This is a genomic window from Paraburkholderia sp. J11-2, assembly GCF_905220185.1.
Classification (GTDB): Bacteria; Pseudomonadota; Gammaproteobacteria; order Burkholderiales; family Burkholderiaceae; genus Paraburkholderia.
This window is the reverse complement of sequence record NZ_CAJMYY010000006.1, coordinates 114,754-135,877: the sequence shown is the minus strand read 5'-3', so window position 1 is coordinate 135,877 and position 21,124 is coordinate 114,754. Positions and strand designations below refer to the sequence as shown.

The window sequence follows — 21,124 nt, the reverse complement described above, 5'->3', positions numbered from 1 at the left end:
AAGTACGCGAAACGCAACGATAGCCCTCGTCGGAGAACCCGTTCCCGGTGTGGCTCGCAAATCATGCTTCGACGCCCGAAAAGCCGAAATCAGTTGATCCCCTTTCCAGAATGACCAGCCATTTGCCTTCACCAGCCCTCGCCTCTCGTCGCCTTGTGAGGGTCGTCATCGCGACATCCTTTGTCAGTTGCCTCGAAATCTTCAATTTCACTGCCTTTGGGCTCTTCGCGGGCTGGATCGGCGGTCAAATCTTTCCATCAACGAATTCGATGTCCTCCCTGTTGATGGCAGTCGGCACATTCGGAGTCGGCTTTTTGTTTCGCCCCCTCGGCTCGATCGTCATCGGCGCCTACGCCGACCGTTCCGGCCGCCGGGCCGCCATGACCTTGACCATCTGGCTAATGGCGGCAGGCACGGCGGCGATTGCAGCTTGCCCGAGTTATTCACAAGTCGGCATCGTGGCACCCGTCATCATGCTGTTGAGCCGTCTGGTTCAAGGGCTCGCCGCTGGGGGTGAAGTCGGCAGCGCGGCGTCTTATGTCATGGAAGCGAGCCCGTTCGGGCGGCGCAATTATCTGGTGAGCTGGCAACTGGTCGGCCAGGCGAGCTCGGCAATCCTGGGGGCGTCGCTAGGCGTCGTCATGTCCAGCAGCCTGTCTGCCGCGAATCTGGCCGCGTGGGGTTGGCGCGTCCCTTTCCTGATTGGCCTGCTAATCGTTCCGTTCGGCTTTTATGTCCGGCGGCGGCTACCCGACGACATGGTTGGTCGGGCATCGCCGAATCGCAAGCTGGTTCCTCTCGCGGAACTCTCCAGGAGCCATGGAAAGACACTCGCTTTGGCAACGCTCATGATCGCTGGCCGCACGATACCGGCTTACGCGATTGCCTTTTATATGCCGAGTTACCTGACACATGTGATGCATTGGCCAGCTATCGCCGGGTTTCTTGCCTCGGTCGTTTTTGGTCTCGTGTTTATGCTATTCGCCCCGCTTACCGGTCTGCTGGCTGACAGACTTCAGAATCGCAAACCCTTATTGCTGTGTGCAGCTGGCGCGACCACCCTTCTCATTTTCCCTGTATTCCATATCATCACCCATGCACATGACTTAACCACGGTGCTGGCCGGTGTGGCGCTAATCAGCGTGTTTGTCGCACCGTTGAGCAGCGTGGGCAGTGTGTTGGTCCTGGAATCCTTTCCGGTCCAGGTGCGTGCCAGCGGCTTTTCAATTTCATACGCATTCGGGGTGGCACTGTTCGGAGGCACAGTTCAACTGATCATCACTTCATTGATCAAGTGGACCGGCAATCCCATGGCGGCCGCCTGGTATGCCGCGCCTGCATGCCTTGTTAGTTTTATTGCACTCTTGTTCTTCCCCGAGCGAGACCGGGAAATGGCCATGAAAACCCATTGACGACGTTTGAGTGTTGGGCTGTCACGCGTCCCATCGGCGCATTGCGCGCTCTAGCTGGGAAAATCCCGCCATAGTGGCGGCAAAGGTGAACGGCTCTGGCGTAAGCCGCCCTGTGCCCCCGAACAATAACGATATCTGACCCAATGTCCAGTCTTTCCAGCCTCGGCAAACTGCCTGTCACTCCCGCGCAACCGTGCGGCAGTGATGTCCGCGACGAACCCGAGTTCGAGTTGCTGCAGAACGAAATCGGCAAACTCTCGAATCCCTCCGCAACGAGCAGCGTCGACTGGAACCGCGTGAGCGACCTGTCCACAACGCTGCTGGCGAACAAGGGCAAAGACGTGCTCGTCGCGTCCTATCTGGCGACCAGCCTGCTCAAGACCCAAGGCCTGACGGGTTTCGCGGACGGCGTGCAGGTGGTGGCCGACCTGCTGCAGACCTACTGGGACGAACTGTATCCGCCGTTGCAACGCATGCGTGCGAGGCGCAACGCCATGCAATGGCTGATCGACCGGGTGAAGGCCGACGGTGCGGAACGCGACTGGTCGAGCTGGCCGCCGCAGAATCCCGCCCTGCTCGATGACGTGCGCACTGCGCTCGCGAGTATCGACCGCGTGCTAGCCGAAAAGGACGACGACGCGCCGTCGATGCAGCCGCTGCGCGCACTCGTGGACACCATGCAGGTTGCCGTGGAAGAGCCTGTGGCGCCGCAACCGATCGTCGCCGCTGCGCCGCCACCGGCACCCGAGCCTGAGTACAAGCCTGCCCCCACGCCTTTGGCCGCACCAGCGGCCGCGCCTGCGCCCGCGTTGCAGGCCGGAGCGCTCACGCCACTCGCCGTCGATTCAATCGACAGTGCAAGCCGTGCGATCGACGAAGCACTCGATCGCCTTGCGACTATCGGCTCATGGTACGCGCAGAACCAACCTTCTAGCGCACCTGGCTTCCGGCTACGGCGCGTCGCCGCTTGGACGGGCATCGAGCGTGCGCCGGCCGCCAACGGTTCGGAGACTCAGCTTGCCGGCCCGATTGCACCATTGCAGGATGCGCTGCGTGGGCTGCTGTCGCGCGCGGCGTATGCGGACATCGTTGCATTTGCCGAGACACAGATTCTGCAATACCCATTCTGGCTCGATCTGAATCACGCGGCGGCAATGGCACTCGCGCAACTCGGTGACGCCTGGCATAGCGCGCACCGCGAAGTTTGCAATGAGACCGCGAAGTTCGTCGCCCGCATGGAAGGCATCGAGCGTCTGAAATTCGCCAACGGGGTGCCATTCGCCAATGCCGACACCGTGGAGTGGCTGGGCACGCTCACATCGTCGGCAGGAGAAACGCAGACGGCCGCCGCGCCGGACCCGCTCGCCGCAGTGCTTGCGCGCGCGCGTGCGCTCGCCGCTGACAACGATCTGCACGCCGCCTCGCAATGCCTGCAAGACGGGATTGCCCAGAGCACGGCAGTCGGCACTCGCCTGCGGCTACGTACGGCGTTGTGCGACCTGCTGCTGGAGAACCGCCCGGGCGCGCGGCTTGATGCGTTCGCTCGCGCGCTCGTGGAGGAAATCGATCGCTACGGCGCGGCGGCGTGGGAACCGGAGCTCACCGCCGACGCACTGCGCGCCGCCTATGCGATCCTCAGCCGCAACGAGCAGAACGAAGCGGAGACGGCGGCCCTGCTCGCGCGCATCGCACCGCTGAATGCCGCCATCGCGGTGCGCCTGATTACCTGACCAGCCGGGCTCGACCGGCTCAGAAGCCGGTCGTCATCTGGGGCGCCTGGGCGCTCCAGCAAGCACCGATCGTCTTCGGCAACCCCAACTCCGCCAAACTTACCGGATTGCCAGCCACCGTCGGCAGGTTCGCGGGAAGCGGCGGATTCGTCGCGGCGAGCTGATCCGCGATATTGAGTTGCTGACGCTGCAGCAGCGCGTCCTGAATCTGCTGCTTTTGCTGCGCCGTGGTCTTCAGCAGAGCCTCGTAGCGCTCGATCTTCTGGGCGGCGTCGCTCACCTGGTCCCCACCTGTCACTGCAAAGCTCACCCTCAGCGACTGCACGTTGAGCGTCTTGAGCGCGCTTTCACTCGCCGGAAAATCGCCAGGTCCGAACTGATGCTGGCCGTTCGCGAAATCTTGCAGGAATAGCGCGACGCCAAGCGGCCCCGCATAGCTGCGGGTCAAGGTCAGGTTGCCGATCTTGATCTGCAGGCGTGTGTCGCCGCACTGCCCAGCCGTCCACGCGAAGCTCGTGCTGACCGGGAAATTGAAGTTATTCAGTGTCTGTTGGCCCGACGCACATTGCACGGTAAGGATCGTCGCGTACGGCTTCGCCTGCGCGTCGGCATTGACGTTCGTCGGCTGCGCGGTGAGCGTGAGCGGCACCGTCAACGCACGCGCCGCGTCAGCCTGTTGTTTCGCTGTCGCAAGTGCCCGGTCGAGCTGGTCGAGTGACGCCTGCGCGTCCAGTTGGGCGCGCTGCGCCTGAAGTTGCTGCGCCTGTTTGTCCGCAGCGCTGCGCGCGGCCGACCGCTGCTGCGCGGCCTGGCGTGCGTACGCGCCGTTGAGCGTCGAGACGAATGCCGTCGTGAACGGCACACTGAGCCCTTGCGTCTGCACGACGTCATAGCGGCTCGCGTTGCGCGTGAGGAACGGCTTGGCCGGCCCCTCGGCAAATGCCCAGACCGCACCTTTCGCACCGAACAGCTGATCGTTCGCCGCGCTCTCGTCAGTGGCGCCCTGCAACGGAAACACGACGCTCGACTCCCAGCTGTGCTGCAGTTCGCACGATGCCTGCCGCTCGATATAAGCCGCGAGGAAATCGAACGGCCCGCGGATCAGTCGCCAGGTCAGCGCGTCAGAGCCATCGCCATCACCCGCGCCCGCGCCCGCGAGCGAGTGAAGCTGCGTAAACGATTGCAAGACACTGATCATCTCCGACGGCTGTGCTTGCGGACTGACGGCGAACTGATGGAAATCGGCCGCAAGCTGGTAGTCCTTGCCGCTGCCCACGCCGCTGTCGATGGCGAGCTTGTTCAGGTTTGCGAAGTAGTTGGCCAGCGCATCGACTGCACCGAGGTTGTTGGCCACCGCCTGGCTACCGCGCATGGGAGCACCGGCGAGCACGTCCTTGATCGCCGAACCGCCGACCGCGTTGATGGCGCCAGCCACCCTGACCATGTGGTTGGCCGCGCCGACGCGCGTCGCCTGCTCGCGCAGTTGCTGGAATTGCCGTGCGAGAGCCAGCCAGCCGGGCAGCGGCGCAGAAGCGTCCTCACCGGCAAATTCCTCGTCGAGTCGCGCGATGAGGCGGAAATACGGACTCGCAGGCCCGCTCACCGTGCCGAGCGCGGCGCGCCAGTCGGCCTCGCCCATGTAGCCGCCAGGATTGTCCGAAAACGCTTCGACGAAGTTCCGCCACGCGATCACGCGCTGCGTGCGATACCAGCCGTCGAACGCCGCGCGCTGTCTGTCGAATTGCGCCGGGTCGCTAATGGCCGCGCGAATCTGCGCCGCAAGTTCGTCAAGCGCTCTACGGCCCGCGAGGGTAAAGGCCGCGGGCACCGCGGCTTCGGGCACGCTTGCGCTGCTCGTACCGCCAGCGCCAATTACGCCGCCCGTTACCGTGTGCTGGCCAGGACCGTACAGCGCGTTCACGGGCTGGGCGTCGCCCCCCCAGAACTCCGCCGCGCGCACTGGCGCCAGCTCGCCCCCGTCCGGCACGAGCCCGACGAGCCAGGTCAGCTGAGGGTCGGCCGCGACTGCCTGATTCAGAAGTGCGCGCCGCTGCTTCAGGCGCTCGCGCAGATAGCCGGCATCCTTCGGCGACCAGGCGAGGTAGGACAGCCTGAGCGAATCGAGTTCCTCGTTGAGCTGCGCAGGATAGAGCGAACTGCCGCCAGGCTGCGGCATCGCTTCGAGCGCGGCCCGATCCGCACCATCGATACGCGCTTGCAGCAGGGCGACCGAGCGGGCAAGGCTCAAGATCTGCTGCGCCTGCTCTGCCGATTGCACGGCTTGCCCCGCTTGCCCCGCCAAACCGGATAGCGCCGCCAGCGTCGCCTCCTGCGTCTGGTCCGTGGCGGACTGAATCCCCTGCTGATACTGCTGCACGAACACGGCATGCAGACGCGCTTGAACAGCGGCGACTCCGGCGCCGTTGCCGAGCAGCCCCGAGAGCCAGCGCTGGTCATTCTGTTCGGCCTGCGTCAAGACGTTGGCGGAATACGTCAGCGCGGCTGCATCGTGAAACAGGGTTCCATTGAGGGCGACTTTGTCGGGCCGCGCGCTTCGGAGCAGATCGAGCGTCTGTTTGTTACCCGCGTAGGAAACCGAGATCAGAATCCCGAACGTCGCAAGCAGCAGCATCCACGCGACCACGCCCACGCGCTGCGTGACACGCCGCCACTGATGCACGAGCACGGTCGGCTTGGCGGCGTGACGATCCTGCGGCAGGATGAGGCCGAAAAAATCGTGCAGAAAGACGCCTGCCGTGCTGGCCTCGTGCGATGGCGATGGTGGCAGAGCCGCCCCCAACAGCGCCGACATTGCGCCGCCCTCCTGTCGCCCGCTGCTGAAGAAGATGCCGCGCAACAGCGGCCTCTCGAGATAAGGGCTGTCGGCGAGACAGGTGCCGAGAAACATCGTCAGACCGCTGCGCAATTGCTCCAGTTCGCTCGGAAACATCAGCAATTCGGGTGACGGCTTCGCCTCGCGCGACACCAAAGCCAGGCGCAGCGCCTGCAAACGCGCACCGATGGAGTCGAACGCGCGAGTGACGAACGCGGTTTCGCCCGTCTCGCTCTCCGTCGCGAGATAGCCCATCGCCTGACTGAGCGCGTCGGCGGGCAGAGACTTCGCCCACTCCTCGAAGCCATAAAGGCGATCGCATTTGGTGACGAGCACGTAGACCGGAAAGCGCTTGCCGAACATGCGGATCAGCTGCTCGATGCGTGCGCGCACGATGCGCCCTTCATCGGCAAAGGTATCGGCATTCGGCGCGTTCAACCGGTCCGCGCTGATCGCGAGCACGAGCCCGTCGAGCCCTTCACGCGGCCGGTAGCGCCCCAGCAGATCGAGGCCGACCTCCCATTCGCGCCGATCCTGCTCGATGTCCTCCGCCTGCACGTAGCGACCGGCGCAATCGATCACTACGGCACGGTCGAAATACCACCAGTCACAGTTGGCTGTCTGGCCAATGCTGGCTTGCTGGTTGACCTTCTGGATCGGCGACGCAAGACGGGCACGCGTGAGGGCCGTGGTTTTGCCCGTGCCAGACTGACCGATCACCATGAACCACGGCAGCGCGTACAGCGGGTCGCCCTGGCCGCGCAGACTGGATTGCCGCAACGTGGCGACGGCAGCTTTCCATTTGCGCCGCAGCAGCGTTTCCGGGGAAGCAGCGGCCGCCTCGCTGTTGAGAGCCGCCGCCTGGGCCGCGAGACGGCTGCGCGAGCGCATCATCACGATCATGCGGCGAACGTAGGTCACCAGAAAGTACAGTGCGAATACGCCGACGAATATCGCAAGCGCGACCCACAGCGGCCAGCCGAAATAGAGGACGACGCCCCAGCTGGCGAGCGCCAGCAGGATCAGCGTCAACAACCACAGCAATGCGATGCCCAGCAGTTTCATAGATGGATCTGCGCAAGAAGCGTATCGGCGGACTGCGCGACGACGGTGTGATACACGCCGTACAGCAACGCCAGCAGGAAAAGCGGAAGGAGGTACGCGGTCAGCTTGCGGCCCGAGAAGCGCGAAAAACGTGCGGCGAGACGCGTGCGCGCAGTTTGCGCGTGCGCCGCCCCCTCAACGCCAGCGAGCGGATAGCCGTCGGGAAACAGAAATGCGCGCGCGGACGCACTGAGCAGATCGGCGTCCGGCAGCAGCATCGCAAGATTGGTGCGGCGAATGTCGGTGAGCGTCTTCTGGTTGCGGTCGTAGGCGTAACGGCCGCCAAAACCCAGCGCGAGACACAGATAGAACACCTCGCGCACCGGCAACTGCGCAGGGGTGAGCTTGGCGAGTCGCTCGTAGAACACGACGCCGGCATTGCTCACGTCCGAGTAGCGACGCTGGAGCAGATGACGCTGCCATTGCGCGGCGCCGTCCCACTGCGTGGTGAGCAGTAGCTCGTCGGCCCACGCGTTGAAGGCGAACAGCGCCTCGTCGATGTCGGTTTCCTGAAAACCGGCGTCGTGCGCGCCGCGCCGCGTCGACGCGATCGCGCCATCGAGCCGCACGGTCAGGCTTTCGGCATCGCACGAGGGCGACAGCGCGAATGCACGCATCTGCGCGAAAAGGGGGATGAAGATGTCGGCGAGTTTCACGCTATCTCCGCAGCACGACAATTTCGGCACGCAGATCTTGCGGCGCATCGGGCCACTGCAGCGCGATGTTCTCGTCGCGTTCGACGGCATCCCACAGCTCGCTCACCTGCTCGATCCGGAAGTAGTTCGACGACGCGCGACGCGGCATGCCTTGAGGCGCGTTCGGCAGATGGATGAGTTCGAGCCCCGGCAACGCATGGGCGACGAGGCGCGTGACGTCGGCGGCATTGGCGAGGCGTGCATCGTGCAACGCGCCATCGACAACCTGGGCTGCCAGTTGCTCTGTGCGCAGCACGAGATAGAAGCGGTTGCGCCGGTCGAAGAACGAGCGCGGCAGATCGCCCGCGAACATGCCACCGCGGTAGTCGAGCACCGTGAGATGCTCGGGTCCGGTTGCGATCTCCGCGAGCAAAAAGCCGATCAACACCTGCGCGCGCGAGAAGCACGTGTAGAGATCGGTGTGATCGTAAGACGGCAGACCGGGCGTGCCGTCCTGCGCCTCGCCGAGCATGTCGAAGCGCTCGGAAAACGCGCTGAGTTCGCCCACCAGGCGGCGCAATTCGCCGTACAGGTGCCACGGATGGACTGTTGCCGTCTGCGCAAGATGCACGAGGCTCGGGGCGGCGCGAGAGAGCGTACGCATGGCGAGCAGCAGCATCATGTAGCCTGGATCGAACTCGGCCTTCTGCAGCTCGCGCGGATTTTTCAGCTCCTGCAACTGGTGCGCGCGCCCGACCACGTCATCGCGAATCTCGCGAACGATGCGCAGCAGCGTATCGGACCCGGACAATGCATGGCACGGCGGAACAAAGCGGTCCGATAGCGTCACGGTATCGCCCATTCGCGCAAGCTGCGCGATCGGAATGAGATCGTACTGGCCGAGATTGGCGGTCTCGCCTTCGAAGAAAATCTTGAGCACGTGCAGGAGCGTATGCACCGGCGCGGCGGGACCGTTCGAGTGCAGATCGGGCACCTCGGGCGGGTGCTGGAGACTCGCATAGCGCGTCTGCACGGCGGCAGCGGCGTCGAGTGATTCGCACAACGTGACGTTGTTGCCCTCGGCAGCGAGTTTGCGTACACCGAGATAGACGGTCAGCGTGCGCCCTTCGCCGATCGAGCTTGCGTCGAACGAGCGCGGCGCCAGCACCCCGTTACCGGGAAATTCGACATACGTGTGATCCGGAAAGATCAGCCGCGCCGATCGCACTTCGATGGTCTGGCGTGCAATCGCGCCCGCCGCGATGTCGAGCGCGCCCACGCCCCAAAAGTGCGGCAAGCCTGTCTCGAAGACAGGCTTGTTACGGGACTGTTCGTGCAGCGCCGCCAGCTGGAAGTGCTGGGGCTGCATGAACATGCCCTGGTGCCAATAGATACCCTTGTTATGGTCCATGTGATGGGATCGATATGCTAGTTAGCGAGCTTGCGAAACGACATGTCTTGCGCACTCGCGGCGCCCAGAATGCCTGTCGTGGCGCCTGTTGCATCCGGATTAGCCGGAGCGGCGCCACTCAAACGAATTTGCTTGCCGCCGCCTTCGAGCGGCTGCGCGTGCTGAAACGCTGCGGGGTCTGGCCCGTCGGACTGGACTTCGGCGTTCAGGATGCCCTGCGTGCCCAGGTTGAGCCGCACGACGAGCGGTCCGGGCAACTGGCTGTGCGTACGGAAAATGAAACCTGAAGTTTTGGTGACAACTGGCACGTCGAATTGCCGAGCCGCATTGGCCACGCCGAACTGCGCATAACCCGCGGCCACGCCGATCGCGCGTGTGTTCTGCGCTCGATCGAGAATGAGCCAGGAGTGCTGACCTGGTGAGACCACGTAGCGCGAAAACTGGCTGAAGGCCTGTGGCACCTTGCCGGATGCCATCGTATCCGCCAGCGAACTGGGCTCGGCGGTGAGATTGCGGAAGGCTTGTGCATCGCCTGATTCGTAGATCCCGAGCAGCAGCGTGTGCGACTGGCCGTCGTACTGGTTGAGCGCCGGATCGGCACTTATCTCCAGAATGATCGAGTCGGCGGCATAGCTCCAGTTCACGTCGGCGAGCGGATCTTTCGGCGGCGTGCTTCCACATGCGGCGAGCGCGAGCACACCCGCGATGCTGGCCAACCCGGCTAGCGGCCGCGCAACCCGCGCGCAAGCTTCAAGGCGCTTTGCGGCCCTGCTCTTCTTTACAGACTCGGCCATTGTCAGTGCCTCATTTTTTTGCAGTGGAGCGTTGCCCGCCGCCACGAATTTTGCAGATATTCTGGTGTACTGAAGCAGTGAAGAAAGACCAATATGCGGCATTATTCAAAACTGAATCGAAAGCGATCTGGGGAACGCCGCGTCAAACCAGCGGCAGAATCGTTGCGCTGGCCTCGCTGTCCTCGGTGTAGGGCAGGAAAAGAATGCTTTCCGGCGATCCCTTGACCCGGGCGTAGTAAGCATCGCCATCGCCAAGCCGGTTGCGCACCGCCCAAGCCGTGTACTCTCGCTCTCCGACCTGCAACGTCAGACCTTCCTGCGCGTATTCGAGCACAGTCTTTTCCGGCAGTTTGCCGCGCGGGCCCACCGCCTGGAAATCGATCTTCGCATCACCGCCGTGTACGCCGAACACGACGCCGTGCCACTCGCCGCTACGCGGCCCGATGGCGAACCACTGGCCGAGCTGCTCTTCGCCGACCACCTCGAAGCGATGGTCTTGCGGCTCGCCCGCCTTCGCGAGATTCGCGCGCGCGACGATTTTCGCCGGCCACGCGGCATGGCTTTCTACGAGCACGGTCGCGTCGCCGAGTAGCTTGGGCATGTCCTCAATAGCCTTCACCGCTGACACCACAACGGGAAAGCCCGAACCGCGCGCGGCGCGCAGGCTCGCAGCGAACACCGATAGTCCGTAGCGGACTGAAGGCTTGGCGAGCGTGTCGTCGTCGGCGAGGATCAGCCAGAGGTCGGCGCGCGCGGCATTGAGCGCATCGAGCCCCGCTCGCCACGCGAGCTTGTCGGGTTCGTCGACCCAGAAGTGGCCTTGCGTGGCGAGGCCGTATTGCTTTAGCAACTGCGACAATGCGGCGACGCGGGTGGCGTCTTTTTCTTTGTCGAATGCTGTAATCCAGATAGTCTTCATTGCCCCTTCCTAACTATCAACTCATGACCATAACGACGTTCTGACTCGGGACGAGGACCGCGCCCACCGCGTTGCCCCCGTTGTGCTGAGTCGGATCGTTCAGGCGCACAGCCGCATTGCCTTCGAACTTGACTGTCATGCTGCCCGCAGTGAATTTCATCTCGGCCATCACCTTGCCCGACACCACACCACCTGCGACGCCGGGTTCGTCGCCGGACGAGTTCGGGATTTGAGACGCCTTCGTGAGTGCCGGCTTGCCCACGATCAGTACCTTCTGCGTCAGCTGATAGCCCATCTGCGGCATCGCGATGTTCGGGTACGGCACTGGCACGGGTGGCCCCGGCGGCGCGGGCGTCTTGCAAACGTCCGGTGTGCTCATGCACTGACCGGCTTCCACGGTAACTGCAAACATGATGGCGTCCTATCCGAGGTCGATTTTCGAGGCGTCGATCTTGACCTGGCCTTCCGCCAGTACCGTTGCGTGCCGCGCCGACATGTGGAAACGCTCGTCCACATGCATGCGTATGCGCCCAGCTCGAGTTTCATCGGTGTCCTCGACCCAGCGCAGGCTGTCGCGAGCGCGCAGGATCAGCCGCCCTACGGTATTCGTCATCGTGTGAGCCAGAGTGCGCACGGAACCCAGACTGGCTTGCAACTGCTGTACGGTGGCGTCGAACCGGGCAAACTTGAACTCGCCACGCAACCCCGACATGCCGATCTCCGGCGCATCCAGTTCCACCCGCCGGCGTGCGTGCATGTCGATCTGGTCTGCCTCGACCCTCAAGACGCCGTCGTCCGTGTGCAGGGAAACCTCGCCGGGCAGCACGATTGCGGCGGCACCCTGAACTGCGCCCGAAAGGACGGCGAGAATGTACGAAGCGGTATGCGAACCGCCCGTGCAAACCAGCACCCGATCTCCGCAGTCTGGGTCGATCAGGCAACTGTCGGCGCGCAGGGCGCGAGTCGAGACGACATCAGCCGTCTGCAGGAAATACCACTGACCGGCACGACCAGTTACCGTTGCGTATGTCATCGAGACAGCTTGATCGCTGCCAGGGCGCGTTATTGATACGAGTGCGGGATTCATAAAGGACTCTCCCTCTTTAGCGTTTATCGGTGTGGGGCGGCTGCCACGCTTCGGCGCGCGCCAATACTGGATCGGTTTGCCGCGCGCCATCCAGCTTCGCCCCGCTCCAGAGCGTGTTTTTCTGCACAAGCGAGTGAAGATTGGCACCGCTGAAATCCGCGCCCGAGCAGTCGGCGTCGGACAGATCGGCGTGCGATAGATCGCAATGAATGAATCTTGCGCCGTGAAGCGATGCTGCGCGCCAGACGCTGTGGCGCAGCACGGATTTCGACCAGCATGCACCGCCCGATTGCACGCCGCCGAAGTCGGCTTCACTCGCATTCGCACCGTCGAAATGCGTGTCGCCAATGTCGGCCTGCGTTAGCACGGCGAGGATCAGCCCAACATACTGGCCGCGCGCACCGCGAAGATCCGCGCCCTGGAGTTGCGCGCCGAGGAAACTGGTTCTATCGAGCGTCATCCCGGCCAGATTCGCCCTCTGAAGGGAGGCCCCATCAAGACTCGTCATGGTCAGGTCGCAGCTGCGCAAGTCCTGACCGTTCAGGTTGGCGCCGCGCAAAAAGGCTTTGACGAGCGATGCCCCACCCAGTTGCGCCCGGCTCAGATCCGCTTGCGACGCCGACCAGCGGAACAGATCAGCTTTCGTGTAATCCGTCTCGACGTGAACGCAGCTATTCGTGTCGCAGCGCGCGAGACGTGCGCCTGCAAACGACGTCCGCGTAAAGTTGCAGTCGTCGAAAGAGGCGAAGCTCATGTCCGCAGCGCTCGCGACAGCGCCACTCCAGTCCACATCTTCAAAGCGGGCCTGCTGAGCCGTCGCGCCTTCGAGCTGTGCGCCCGCAAAACTGACTTGCCGCAAGTCCGCGTTGTCGAGTCTCGCTTGCCGCAGATTTGCGCCTTCGAGCGTCACGTTAGAAAGGCGACACCCGGACAGGTCGCAACCCGACAGATCTGCGCCGGAGAGGTCCGCATCGTCAATCCGTTGGGTGCGCGCGAGTGCCGCTCGTGCCTCGTTCGCATCCATGCGCGTCCGTGTACCTGGATTCGTAGGGCTCATATGACGGGCGGGCGGTATTGAAGAATGGTGCGCTCGATGTTTGCTCGCTCGACGCTTGCGAACATCGGCTGAGTGCCGCCGAAGTCCACGCCATACAGGTTGGCGTCCTGCATGCGGGTGCCGCTCAGGTTGGCTTTGCGCAGCGAGCCGCCGAACATGTTAATGGCGCTCATTTCCGCGCCGCTCAGGTCGGCGTGCTCAAAGCGGGTACCTTTGGCCGAGGCCAGGCGGAACTGCGCGCCTCTTGCCTGCACGCCGCTGAAGTCGGCATGGTCGAGCCGCGCACTTTCGAACGAAGCTTTGCGCAGTTGTGTACCGTCCCAGCACGCGTGCGCGATCTGCGCGCTCGCAAAGTCCGCTTCATCAAAGCAGGTCTTCTCGTCAGCACGCGACTTGCGCAGGTCTGCGCCGGTGAAATCGGCCTGGTGGCCTTCGGCACCATAGAACTCGGCGTGCTCGCAAAGCGCGCCGCAGAAGCGGCTTTGAGCAAGGCGACTTTCGTTGAAGCTCGCGCTCTGCAGCGTTGCGTTGCTGAAGTTCGCACCGCTCAAATCACACTCGGTAAAGCTCGTTTGCTGCGCTCGACAAGAGGCGGCATTCACACCAGGCAGCCTGGCCTTGTCGAATATTGCCCGATCCAGTTCAGTCTTCGCGAGGCAAGCCTCCGAAAAGTCACTGCTGCTGAAATCGCCCCCGACAAGTTGCGCGGCTTGCAGATTGGCCTTTGCGAATGTGCTGCCCTCGGCGCTAGCGCCATCGAGCCTCGCGCGCTCAAGCGTCGCTTCGCTGAAATCGGCTCCGCGTAGCAACGCGCGCGCAAAAACGGCATCGTCAAGCCGGCTCTTTGCAAACGAGACTCTATCTAGCGTCGCGCCCGAGAAGTCCGCACCCGTGAGGTCGAGTTCGGAAAGGTCCAGCCCCGTCAGGTCATAGCCCGCAAAGCTGCCACGCGTTGCATGGCGGGCTGCAACGTCTTCGCGCGTCAGTGCAGCGGCGGCGGCATCTTCCGCGGCTGCACGCGCCGGAGGAACTGCCCCTGATCGGAGTTCCGACTCAGGTGCTGGAGGCGGCTGCCTCATATCGAGCGCAGCGAAATCGACATCGGGCGGTTCCAAAAGCGAACCTTCACGCAGGCTTTCCACGACTTCTGGCGGCAGCGTGCGTTTAAGATCCTCCTCGGTCAGGTTGTACTTTTGCATGAGCGCGCGGGTCTCGGCGCTCAGTTCTGCCATCATTTTTCCCATTGCAGCAAATGAGGGCGTGTCCTCCTGTTCCGGTTCGGGTATGAATTTCTTCACGTCCTCATCGGTCAGGTTGTACTTTTCCATCAACGACCGAAGCTCATCACCCAACTGGTCAGCCTGCTTCTGCAGTTCCTCGAACGTGGGCGCAGGCCCAACCGGTTCCGGCTGGGGCATGAACTTCTCGAGGTCAACGTCGCTGACGTTGTGCTGCCGCATCAGTGCACGCATCTCCGCGTCCAATTGTTCAGCCATTGCATGGATGCCTGCAAACTGTGCGTCGCGCTCCACGTCTACCGTGGCCGACGCCTCCGTATCCGTGTTCACGGCTGCATTACCGGGCGGCTGCGCCTCAGCGGTGGCCTGCTCCGCTTGTATCTCACCGGTTCCCGCTAGCGGCTGGGCGGATGCCGCTTCAGCATTCACAGTGCCGATTTCCCGCTCGAACTCGGCCCGGTAGTGCTCAAAAGGCAGCGGCACTTCGTTCAACGTCTCCCATACGGCCTTGATATGCTTCACGTCGCTCGCTTCGTCGTCCGCGCAATGGAAAATCGCGCGATAGACTACGACCCCGCATTCGAGTTCGGGGAACAGGCAGACCGTCTCTGCATGGGCGGTGACTTCGTTCAGCAAATCGCCAGTGGACGTTTTCTGGTTGACAAAGCATCGTGCGCGGAGCCCCGGCAGAGCCCCTCTCTGCGTTTGCCGGAGCGGGTGCATGTTGGCGATTTCGAAGGACTCGTTGCCCGAGAAATAGCCGGTCCGCAGCCGCTGGTCGGGAGCGGCACTCATAAACAATTCGGAGCGCGTGTCGGCTGGCATTTGCGGCCAATCATGCTTGAGCCAGTGATCGTCGCACGTACCAAGGTACTGCTGGCGTGTCGGCGACGCGATGTCGAACCCCCAGAAACCAGCGGGTGCAATGCGTTCACCACGGCTTGCAATACGAGCGGATTCATATTCGATATTCGGCAACGGCCAGACTGTTGCGCCGTCGGCGTCTCCCGTTTCGCCATAACCCTTCCCGCGCGGGTTGTCCGCAAAGCCGTCGCCGCCGAATGCTGTCTCGGGAACGATCGGCATGCGAATGAACGGCTTCGGCCGCGACATGAGCCCGATGGCATTGAATTGGCGATTGCCGGTCACGATGAGCGATTTTTTCAACGAACCGAGGCAAACACTGACGCGAAGTTGTTCGACAGCCCGGCCCTCCGGCGCGTACGCTGCCCCGTAGACCGCGTACTCTCCCGCGGGCTTCGGATATACCTCATCCAATAGGCCGGCCTCGCCCAACACCTGCGTGACGAGCGGCCACATCTCATTGCCAGGGATCAACGCATTCCGGCCGGTTTGTTCGAACCGGAAGCACGCCATCATGCCGATCACGAGTGCGTTACGCTGAGCGAACTGCAGGCTGCGATAATGCATCGCGAGATCATTGGAGCAGAGGATCTTCATCTTTAGCCTAGCTGTATCAGTCTGCCATTCACGGTTACATTGCCACCTGCTTTGAAATCCAGGGTGCCGTCACATGTTATGGACGCTGCCTTATCCGCGAACTCCAGTGAACTCATGAGAGGAGAGCCATAATTAAGAGACTTAGGCTTGATACCCAGTGATATGTTGTGTTCTTTAAGCTCAAGAATGCTCTTAAATTTAGATTCTTCCGCTCTATGAACCAGAGAAATGTTGCTTTTTTCAAACGTCAGCTTCCCACGCGAATTCTCTTCATCACTTCTAAAGCTCAAAGACGTTTTCTTGCCGTCAATCTTCAGCTCCCCACGCGAATTCTCCTCACCACTTGTGAAATCCAAAGACGTTTCTCTGGTGGTAATCGACAGCTCCCCCAGTGATTCATTATTGTCACGGAGTTCTTTCAGCTTCTTACTGCCATCCGGAGATATTTCTCTTAAATAATCCGCCAAAGTCTTTTGTGGTGGAATCCCTTTGACAGACAAAATCGCTTTTTCTTTGTTCAGCAATAGGCTGCTACGATAGTCGGCGTAGCTAGTTGTCACCACCCTCTCGCTAGAACTTTTAAAAAGTTGATATAAGGTTTGAACACGCGCCAGAACGAACTTCGTCCAACCGATAGCCAATTTGCTGTTTGCTCCAACCTTGTCGCCTTTTCCCCATTGGACAGACTCCGTCGTCGCGTACTCGCCTACCGAAGCCTCAGCCATTGCCAAATCAAAGGCTGAAAAAGCAAGGGAGACACTTTTAAACCACGACCGGATGGAACTATTTTCTTTCGCTACGGCACTCTTCTTAAGGCCGCCCATAATGAACACGGCTTCCTCACCCTTCAAATATTTCACGCCGCAGGCCTCATAGGATTGCCCCTCAACCACCGTCTGGCTGGTGTTGGTTACCCACCTTGTATAGGTTCGGCTGATGGCACTCTCGGCAAACGAGCTGCGACTGATTGATCCGGCCGTCACACTACTGCTAACGCCCGCCACTACGGAGTTAGCGATTCCGCTGATAGATGAGGTCGTGGTTGCGGCCAAGCTTCCGGAACTACCGGCCGTACCAAACCACAGACTTCCGTCTCCTCCCTCCGCAGTCGTTGAGCCGATGCCGATCGAGCTTTTCCCCGCTGGCGAATGAAGCCAGATACTCTCGTCGCCCTTTGCGTCATCCAGTTGGACCCGATTCCCGCCGGCCGTCTCGATGACGTTCTGACTTTCATTTGCCTGCGTCACCACATTCGGATTTTCCGAATTCGGCAAACTGCCCACAATCACGGGCTGATCCGGATCACCGTCGATGAATGACAGCAGCACCTCGGCATCCTTATGCAGAGGAAAATGCATGCCATGGTTGGTACCAGAATACGGCGTTGCCATACGCAAGCGTGCCGATCCCTTGTTGGGGTCCTTGTCAGTCTTGTCGAACAGCAACTGCACCTTGTACTGTCCAAACTCGTCGAGATCCGCGTACTCTCCCTTCCCCTCACTGTCGATCTTTGCATTCATCGTGCCGGCAACACGGGGTTTGGCCGTCACCCGTTCCGCGCGAAACTGGACGTCGAGGGGAATCGCCCGAAAGCTGTTCCGGTACACGATTTCATTGCTGCGTCCGCTTGAACTGGACGGATTGCTCACACCATTGAGCTGGGCGCCGGCCTGCGAACCCTCGTGATGGACTTCGGTCACGAGATAGCGGCCGTTGAAGCTGCCGCGGTAATGTCCCGTCAGTTCTATCGCGTACCCGCTGCGCAATCCCACCGCTACTCCCTCACCGGAAAAAACCTTCGCGCCGCAAATGATCTCCTCAGCGCGCAGGCTCGCATAGCGACCGCCTTCGTCCGCGTCGAGGAAGTTTTCTCCATATATGGTCACTTCACCGAACCCATCCGCCGACACTTCTTTTCTCGCGGTGAGATCCACATTAGCCTTGCAGTAGTTGTAATCCTGCAGCACAACGGCTTCTGGAAGAGGCTTTTGCCGGCAGACCAGGTTGCGCACGGAATCAGCCGCGACACCTGTATCCAGCGTGTCGTCGGGCCGATAGCCGACCTTCAGCGCGCCCGGCGCTTGCTTGATCTTGTCGTCGATCAGGAGCAGTTTCTCCGCTTTGCCGGAGTGATCGAAGTAGTAGTAGATGCCTTCCTTCTCCATCCACCGCGAGATGAAGTCGAGATCAGTCTCCTCATACTGGCAGACGAAGCTGCGCTGCCGATAGCTTCCTTTCAGATTGAACTCGAAGTCGTCAGGCCCGCCTGTTTTCGCCTTCTTCAGGATGCTCTCGATCAACTCCGGAATGGTCTGCTCCTGCAGATAAACTTCCGAGAGCCGGTACAGCGACAAGCGCCACAGACGCGGCACGAGAACCGCCCTGTAAAACACGTACCCATCCGCACGGTGCAACTGTTCGAACTCCGCGAGCACGCCGTGATAGGGCGTGCTCATCGTTCCCTCCGGCCCGTAGATCGTGAAGGTCGCGGGATTGCTGAGCATCACGTCGAAATCGATTGCCGCGTCGCCGGACACCAGAGTCAGCGTAAATCGAAAGGGGCGCGATATCGACTCGAACCCCTCCATCTCGACCACTGCGAACTTGTCGTTGTCCTTGGCGAATGCGCTCGATCTGAAATCGAAACGCCTGTTGGCGATGATCTGATTGGCGGCTGAGTCCATGTTGATTTTCCGTCCTGTTCTTCTTCGGTGTTGGCGGCGTTGAGTCGCCGACCAACATCAATGGCGTCGGGTTGACAACGCCTGATTGCGCGCGGCGACTAGCCCGGAAAACTCACAACAAAATCGCCGCTCTCGTCCACGCCGAGCGCCACTTCCGGCAACGCCGCGCCCTCGCCCATACGCGTGAGGATCTCTTGCGACATCAACGGCAGCACGGTGCCGCGCAGGATGAAATCGATATTGCGAGCGCCCGTTTCGACTTCCGTACAGCGCGCCGTGATCTGCTCGACCACCGCTTCGCTGTAGGTGAAGCGCATCTTGTTGTTGCGCGCAACGCGCCGCACGATCTTGTCGAGCTTGAGCCGCACGATGCCCGCCAGCGCCTCGCCCTGCAGCGTGAAGTACGGAATCACCGTCATGCGCGCAAGCAGCGCCGGCTTGAAATGATTCGACAGGATCGGCCGCACGGCGGAGAGCAGCGTCGCCGCATCGGGCTTGTCTTCACCGGCGGTCATCTCGGTGATCACATCGGTCGCGAGATTCGACGTGAGGAAGATCACCGTGTTCGAGAAGTCGATCTCCTTGCCCTCGCCATCCGAAAGCATGCCCTTGTCGAACACCTGGTAGAACAGATTCATCACATCGAGGTGGGCCTTCTCCACCTCGTCGAGCAGCACGACCGAATACGGCCGCTGGCGCACCGCCTCCGTCAGCACACCGCCTTCGCCGTAGCCCACGTAGCCCGGCGGCGAGCCGATCAGGCGGCTCACGTTGTGCTTCTCCTGGAACTCGCTCATGTTGATGACCGTGGTCGATTTTTCGTCGCCGAACAGGATGTCCGCCACCGACAGCGCCGTCTCCGTCTTGCCGACGCCCGACGGTCCGGCGAGCAGGAACACGCCCAGCGGCTGATCGGGATCCTTCAGGCCCGACTTGGCGGTCTTGAGCACTTCGGCGATCTGGTCCATCGCATGATCCTGCCCGCGAATGCGCGCCTTCAGCGTGTCGGCCATGCGCATGACGCTCTGTGCCTGATCGCGCAGCATCTTGCCGACCGGAATGCCGGTCCAGTCCGAAATCACGCGCGCCACCACGTCCGGATCGACGTCGACGTGGACCAACGGCTGACTGCCCTGCGCGGCCTTGAACGCTTCGGCAGCGGCGGTAATCGTCACCGAGAGCGCTTGCAGCGTATCGGCCGGTGCATCGCTTGCCTTTGCCGCGTGACGTGCCGCACGCGCTTCCAGCAGCGCGCGTGCCGCGTCACGCTGCTGCTCCCAGAAGACGCGCAATTCGTCCGCCTGCGCCGTGAGCGTCGCAAGCTCGGTATCGATCTCTTCCAGGCGCGCGAGGTTGACAGGCTGCTGATTGTCCGCGTCGCGCTCAAGTCCGTGCTTCTCGCGCTGCAACGCCTGAATGCGGCGCTCCGTGTTCTCCAGCACATCCGGTTTGGCGCGTTGCAGCACCTTGACGCGAGCGCAGGCGGTGTCGAGCAGGTCGACCGCCTTGTCCGGCAGCTGACGTCCCATGATGTAGCGGCTCGACAGCTCGGCGGCCGCGACTATCGCATCGTCACGCAGCACGACCCCATGCACGTCTTCATATTTCGCTTTCAAGCCGCGCAGAATCAGCACGGCGGTGTCGACGTCCGGCTCGTCGAGCTTGACGAGCTGGAAGCGCCGCGCGAGCGCCGCGTCCTTTTCGAAGTACTTCTTGTACTCGGCCCACGTGGTGGCGGCGATCGTACGCAGCTCGCCGCGCGCAAGCGCCGGCTTGAGCAGGTTGGCCGCGTCGGAAGTGCCCGCCTGCCCCCCTGCGCCGATCAGCGTGTGCGCCTCGTCGATGAACAGGATGATCGGCCTGGCCGACGCCTTGATCTCGGTGATCACGCCTTTCAGGCGGCTCTCGAACTCGCCCTTCACACTCGCGCCAGCCTGCAGCAGGCCCATGTCGAGACCGAGGATCGTCACGTCCTTCAGCGAATCGGGTACGTCGCCTTCGATCACACGCAGCGCCAGCCCTTCGACCACCGCCGTCTTGCCGACCCCCGGGTCGCCCACGCAGATCGGATTGTTCTTGCGGCGGCGTGCAAGGATGTCGACCATCTGGCGAATCTCGGCGTCGCGACCGAACACCGGATCGAGCTTGCCGGAGCGTGCCTTTTCGGTGAAGTTCTCACAGAACCGCGCAATCGCGCTGCCGTCGCCGCTCGCGGGCGCCGAACCATCGCTTGGGTTGTCACCCGACGCCCCACGCGCGCCGGCCTCGACCGAGCCGCCGCAGATAGCGTCGAACGCACGGATCAGCGTTTCGCGATTCAACGCACGCAGCGGCGCGGCGTAGTCGCCGGTCGCGTAGTAGGTCGGGCGCGCGAGGAAGGCGAGCAAGACCGCTCCGGAACGGATAAGCGGTTCCTGCAGGTCCACCGATGCGATGAGCCAGGCGTCCTGCAGCAGTTCGAGCAGGAGCGGCGAGAACGCGGGCCGCCCCGCGTTGCCCGTCTTCATCTGTTCGAGCGACAAGTTGACGGCGCGCTGCATCAGTGCAACGTCGACATCGTTCTGGCGCAACAGCAACGCGATATCGGCCTGATGATCGTCGAAGAGCTTCACCAGCAGATGCTCGACGGTGATCTCGTAATGACCGCGCGACACGCACAGCCCGACACCATCTTCGAGCGCCTGTTTGCAAAAGCCGTTCAGGCGGCCCACCAGCGGCTTCAGTTCAACGAGCAACATCGTTTGTCCTTTTTTTAGTCT

At 62.1% G+C, this 21,124-nt stretch carries 13 protein-coding genes; 2 read left to right on the top strand and 11 right to left on the bottom strand.

The window, feature by feature from the left end:
• The first annotated feature begins 47 nt into the window (after window positions 1–47).
• Window positions 48–1,412 carry an MFS transporter gene (locus U5A57_RS10625; protein ID WP_321910620.1) on the top strand — a complete coding sequence of 455 codons (1,365 nt, stop codon included), beginning with the start codon at window positions 48–50 and terminating at the stop codon, window positions 1,410–1,412.
• Between the two features lie 143 nt (window positions 1,413–1,555).
• The gene (gene tssA / locus U5A57_RS10620; RefSeq protein ID WP_321910618.1) at window positions 1,556–3,142 is read left to right on the top strand and encodes a type VI secretion system protein TssA; all 1,587 of its coding nucleotides are present in this window, start codon (window positions 1,556–1,558) and stop codon (window positions 3,140–3,142) included.
• Between the two features lie 19 nt (window positions 3,143–3,161).
• Here tssA and U5A57_RS10615 read toward each other — a convergent pair whose 3' ends face one another.
• The 11 genes from U5A57_RS10615 to tssH form a co-directional block, all read right to left on the bottom strand.
• On the bottom strand, window positions 3,162–7,040 hold the full coding sequence (locus U5A57_RS10615) for a type VI secretion protein IcmF/TssM N-terminal domain-containing protein (protein ID WP_321910615.1): 3,879 nt from the start codon (window positions 7,038–7,040) through the stop codon (window positions 3,162–3,164).
• Window positions 7,037–7,735 (bottom strand): DotU family type IV/VI secretion system protein, encoded by a 699-nt coding sequence (locus U5A57_RS10610; RefSeq protein WP_321910613.1) that lies wholly within the window; start codon window positions 7,733–7,735, stop codon window positions 7,037–7,039. The genes U5A57_RS10615 and U5A57_RS10610 overlap by 4 nt, the downstream gene beginning before the upstream one ends.
• Before the next feature lies 1 nt (window position 7,736).
• Window positions 7,737–9,125, bottom strand: coding sequence for a type VI secretion system baseplate subunit TssK (tssK, locus tag U5A57_RS10605; RefSeq protein ID WP_321910611.1), 1,389 nt, complete (start codon window positions 9,123–9,125; stop codon window positions 7,737–7,739).
• 17 nt (window positions 9,126–9,142) lie between these two features.
• The gene (locus U5A57_RS10600) at window positions 9,143–9,919 is read right to left on the bottom strand and encodes a type VI secretion lipoprotein TssJ (RefSeq protein WP_321910610.1); all 777 of its coding nucleotides are present in this window, start codon (window positions 9,917–9,919) and stop codon (window positions 9,143–9,145) included.
• 142 nt (window positions 9,920–10,061) lie between these two features.
• Window positions 10,062–10,838 (bottom strand): hypothetical protein, encoded by a 777-nt coding sequence (locus U5A57_RS10595; RefSeq protein WP_321910608.1) that lies wholly within the window; start codon window positions 10,836–10,838, stop codon window positions 10,062–10,064.
• Between the two features lie 16 nt (window positions 10,839–10,854).
• Entirely contained in the window at window positions 10,855–11,250 is a 396-nt protein-coding gene (locus U5A57_RS10590; protein WP_321910606.1) for a DUF4150 domain-containing protein, read from the bottom strand.
• Between the two features lie 9 nt (window positions 11,251–11,259).
• A complete protein-coding gene (locus U5A57_RS10585) occupies window positions 11,260–11,925 on the bottom strand; it encodes a DUF3540 domain-containing protein (RefSeq protein ID WP_321910604.1) in 666 nt (221 codons plus the stop codon).
• 16 nt (window positions 11,926–11,941) lie between these two features.
• Window positions 11,942–12,949, bottom strand: coding sequence for a pentapeptide repeat-containing protein (locus U5A57_RS10580; protein WP_321910601.1), 1,008 nt, complete (start codon window positions 12,947–12,949; stop codon window positions 11,942–11,944).
• Between the two features lie 29 nt (window positions 12,950–12,978).
• Complete coding sequence (locus U5A57_RS10575) at window positions 12,979–15,681, bottom strand: DUF2169 domain-containing protein (RefSeq protein WP_321910599.1); 2,703 nt, start codon at window positions 15,679–15,681, stop codon at window positions 12,979–12,981.
• Window positions 15,682–15,683: 2 nt separating this feature from the next.
• Window positions 15,684–18,365: a type VI secretion system Vgr family protein gene (locus U5A57_RS10570; RefSeq protein ID WP_321910597.1), complete on the bottom strand. Its 2,682-nt coding sequence runs from the start codon at window positions 18,363–18,365 to the stop codon at window positions 15,684–15,686.
• A 98-nt stretch (window positions 18,366–18,463) separates the two neighbouring features.
• Window positions 18,464–21,103, bottom strand: coding sequence for a type VI secretion system ATPase TssH (gene tssH / locus U5A57_RS10565; protein ID WP_321910596.1), 2,640 nt, complete (start codon window positions 21,101–21,103; stop codon window positions 18,464–18,466).
• Window positions 21,104–21,124 lie beyond the last annotated feature (21 nt).

What these genes read in the sequence shown, in the direction of transcription:
- tssA (WP_321910618.1), top strand. Translation starts at nt 1,556, where the DNA reads ATGTCCAGTCTTTCCAGCCTCGGCAAACTGCCTGTCACTCCCGCGCAA.
- U5A57_RS10615 (WP_321910615.1), bottom strand. Translation starts at nt 7,040, where the DNA reads ATGAAACTGCTGGGCATCGCATTGCTGTGGTTGTTGACGCTGATCCTG.
- tssK (WP_321910611.1), bottom strand. Translation starts at nt 9,125, where the DNA reads ATGGACCATAACAAGGGTATCTATTGGCACCAGGGCATGTTCATGCAG.
- U5A57_RS10600 (WP_321910610.1), bottom strand. Translation starts at nt 9,919, where the DNA reads ATGGCCGAGTCTGTAAAGAAGAGCAGGGCCGCAAAGCGCCTTGAAGCT.
- U5A57_RS10595 (WP_321910608.1), bottom strand. Translation starts at nt 10,838, where the DNA reads ATGAAGACTATCTGGATTACAGCATTCGACAAAGAAAAAGACGCCACC.
- U5A57_RS10590 (WP_321910606.1), bottom strand. Translation starts at nt 11,250, where the DNA reads ATGTTTGCAGTTACCGTGGAAGCCGGTCAGTGCATGAGCACACCGGAC.
- U5A57_RS10585 (WP_321910604.1), bottom strand. Translation starts at nt 11,925, where the DNA reads ATGAATCCCGCACTCGTATCAATAACGCGCCCTGGCAGCGATCAAGCT.
- U5A57_RS10580 (WP_321910601.1), bottom strand. Translation starts at nt 12,949, where the DNA reads ATGGATGCGAACGAGGCACGAGCGGCACTCGCGCGCACCCAACGGATT.
- U5A57_RS10575 (WP_321910599.1), bottom strand. Translation starts at nt 15,681, where the DNA reads ATGAAGATCCTCTGCTCCAATGATCTCGCGATGCATTATCGCAGCCTG.
- U5A57_RS10570 (WP_321910597.1), bottom strand. Translation starts at nt 18,365, where the DNA reads ATGGACTCAGCCGCCAATCAGATCATCGCCAACAGGCGTTTCGATTTC.
- tssH (WP_321910596.1), bottom strand. Translation starts at nt 21,103, where the DNA reads ATGTTGCTCGTTGAACTGAAGCCGCTGGTGGGCCGCCTGAACGGCTTT.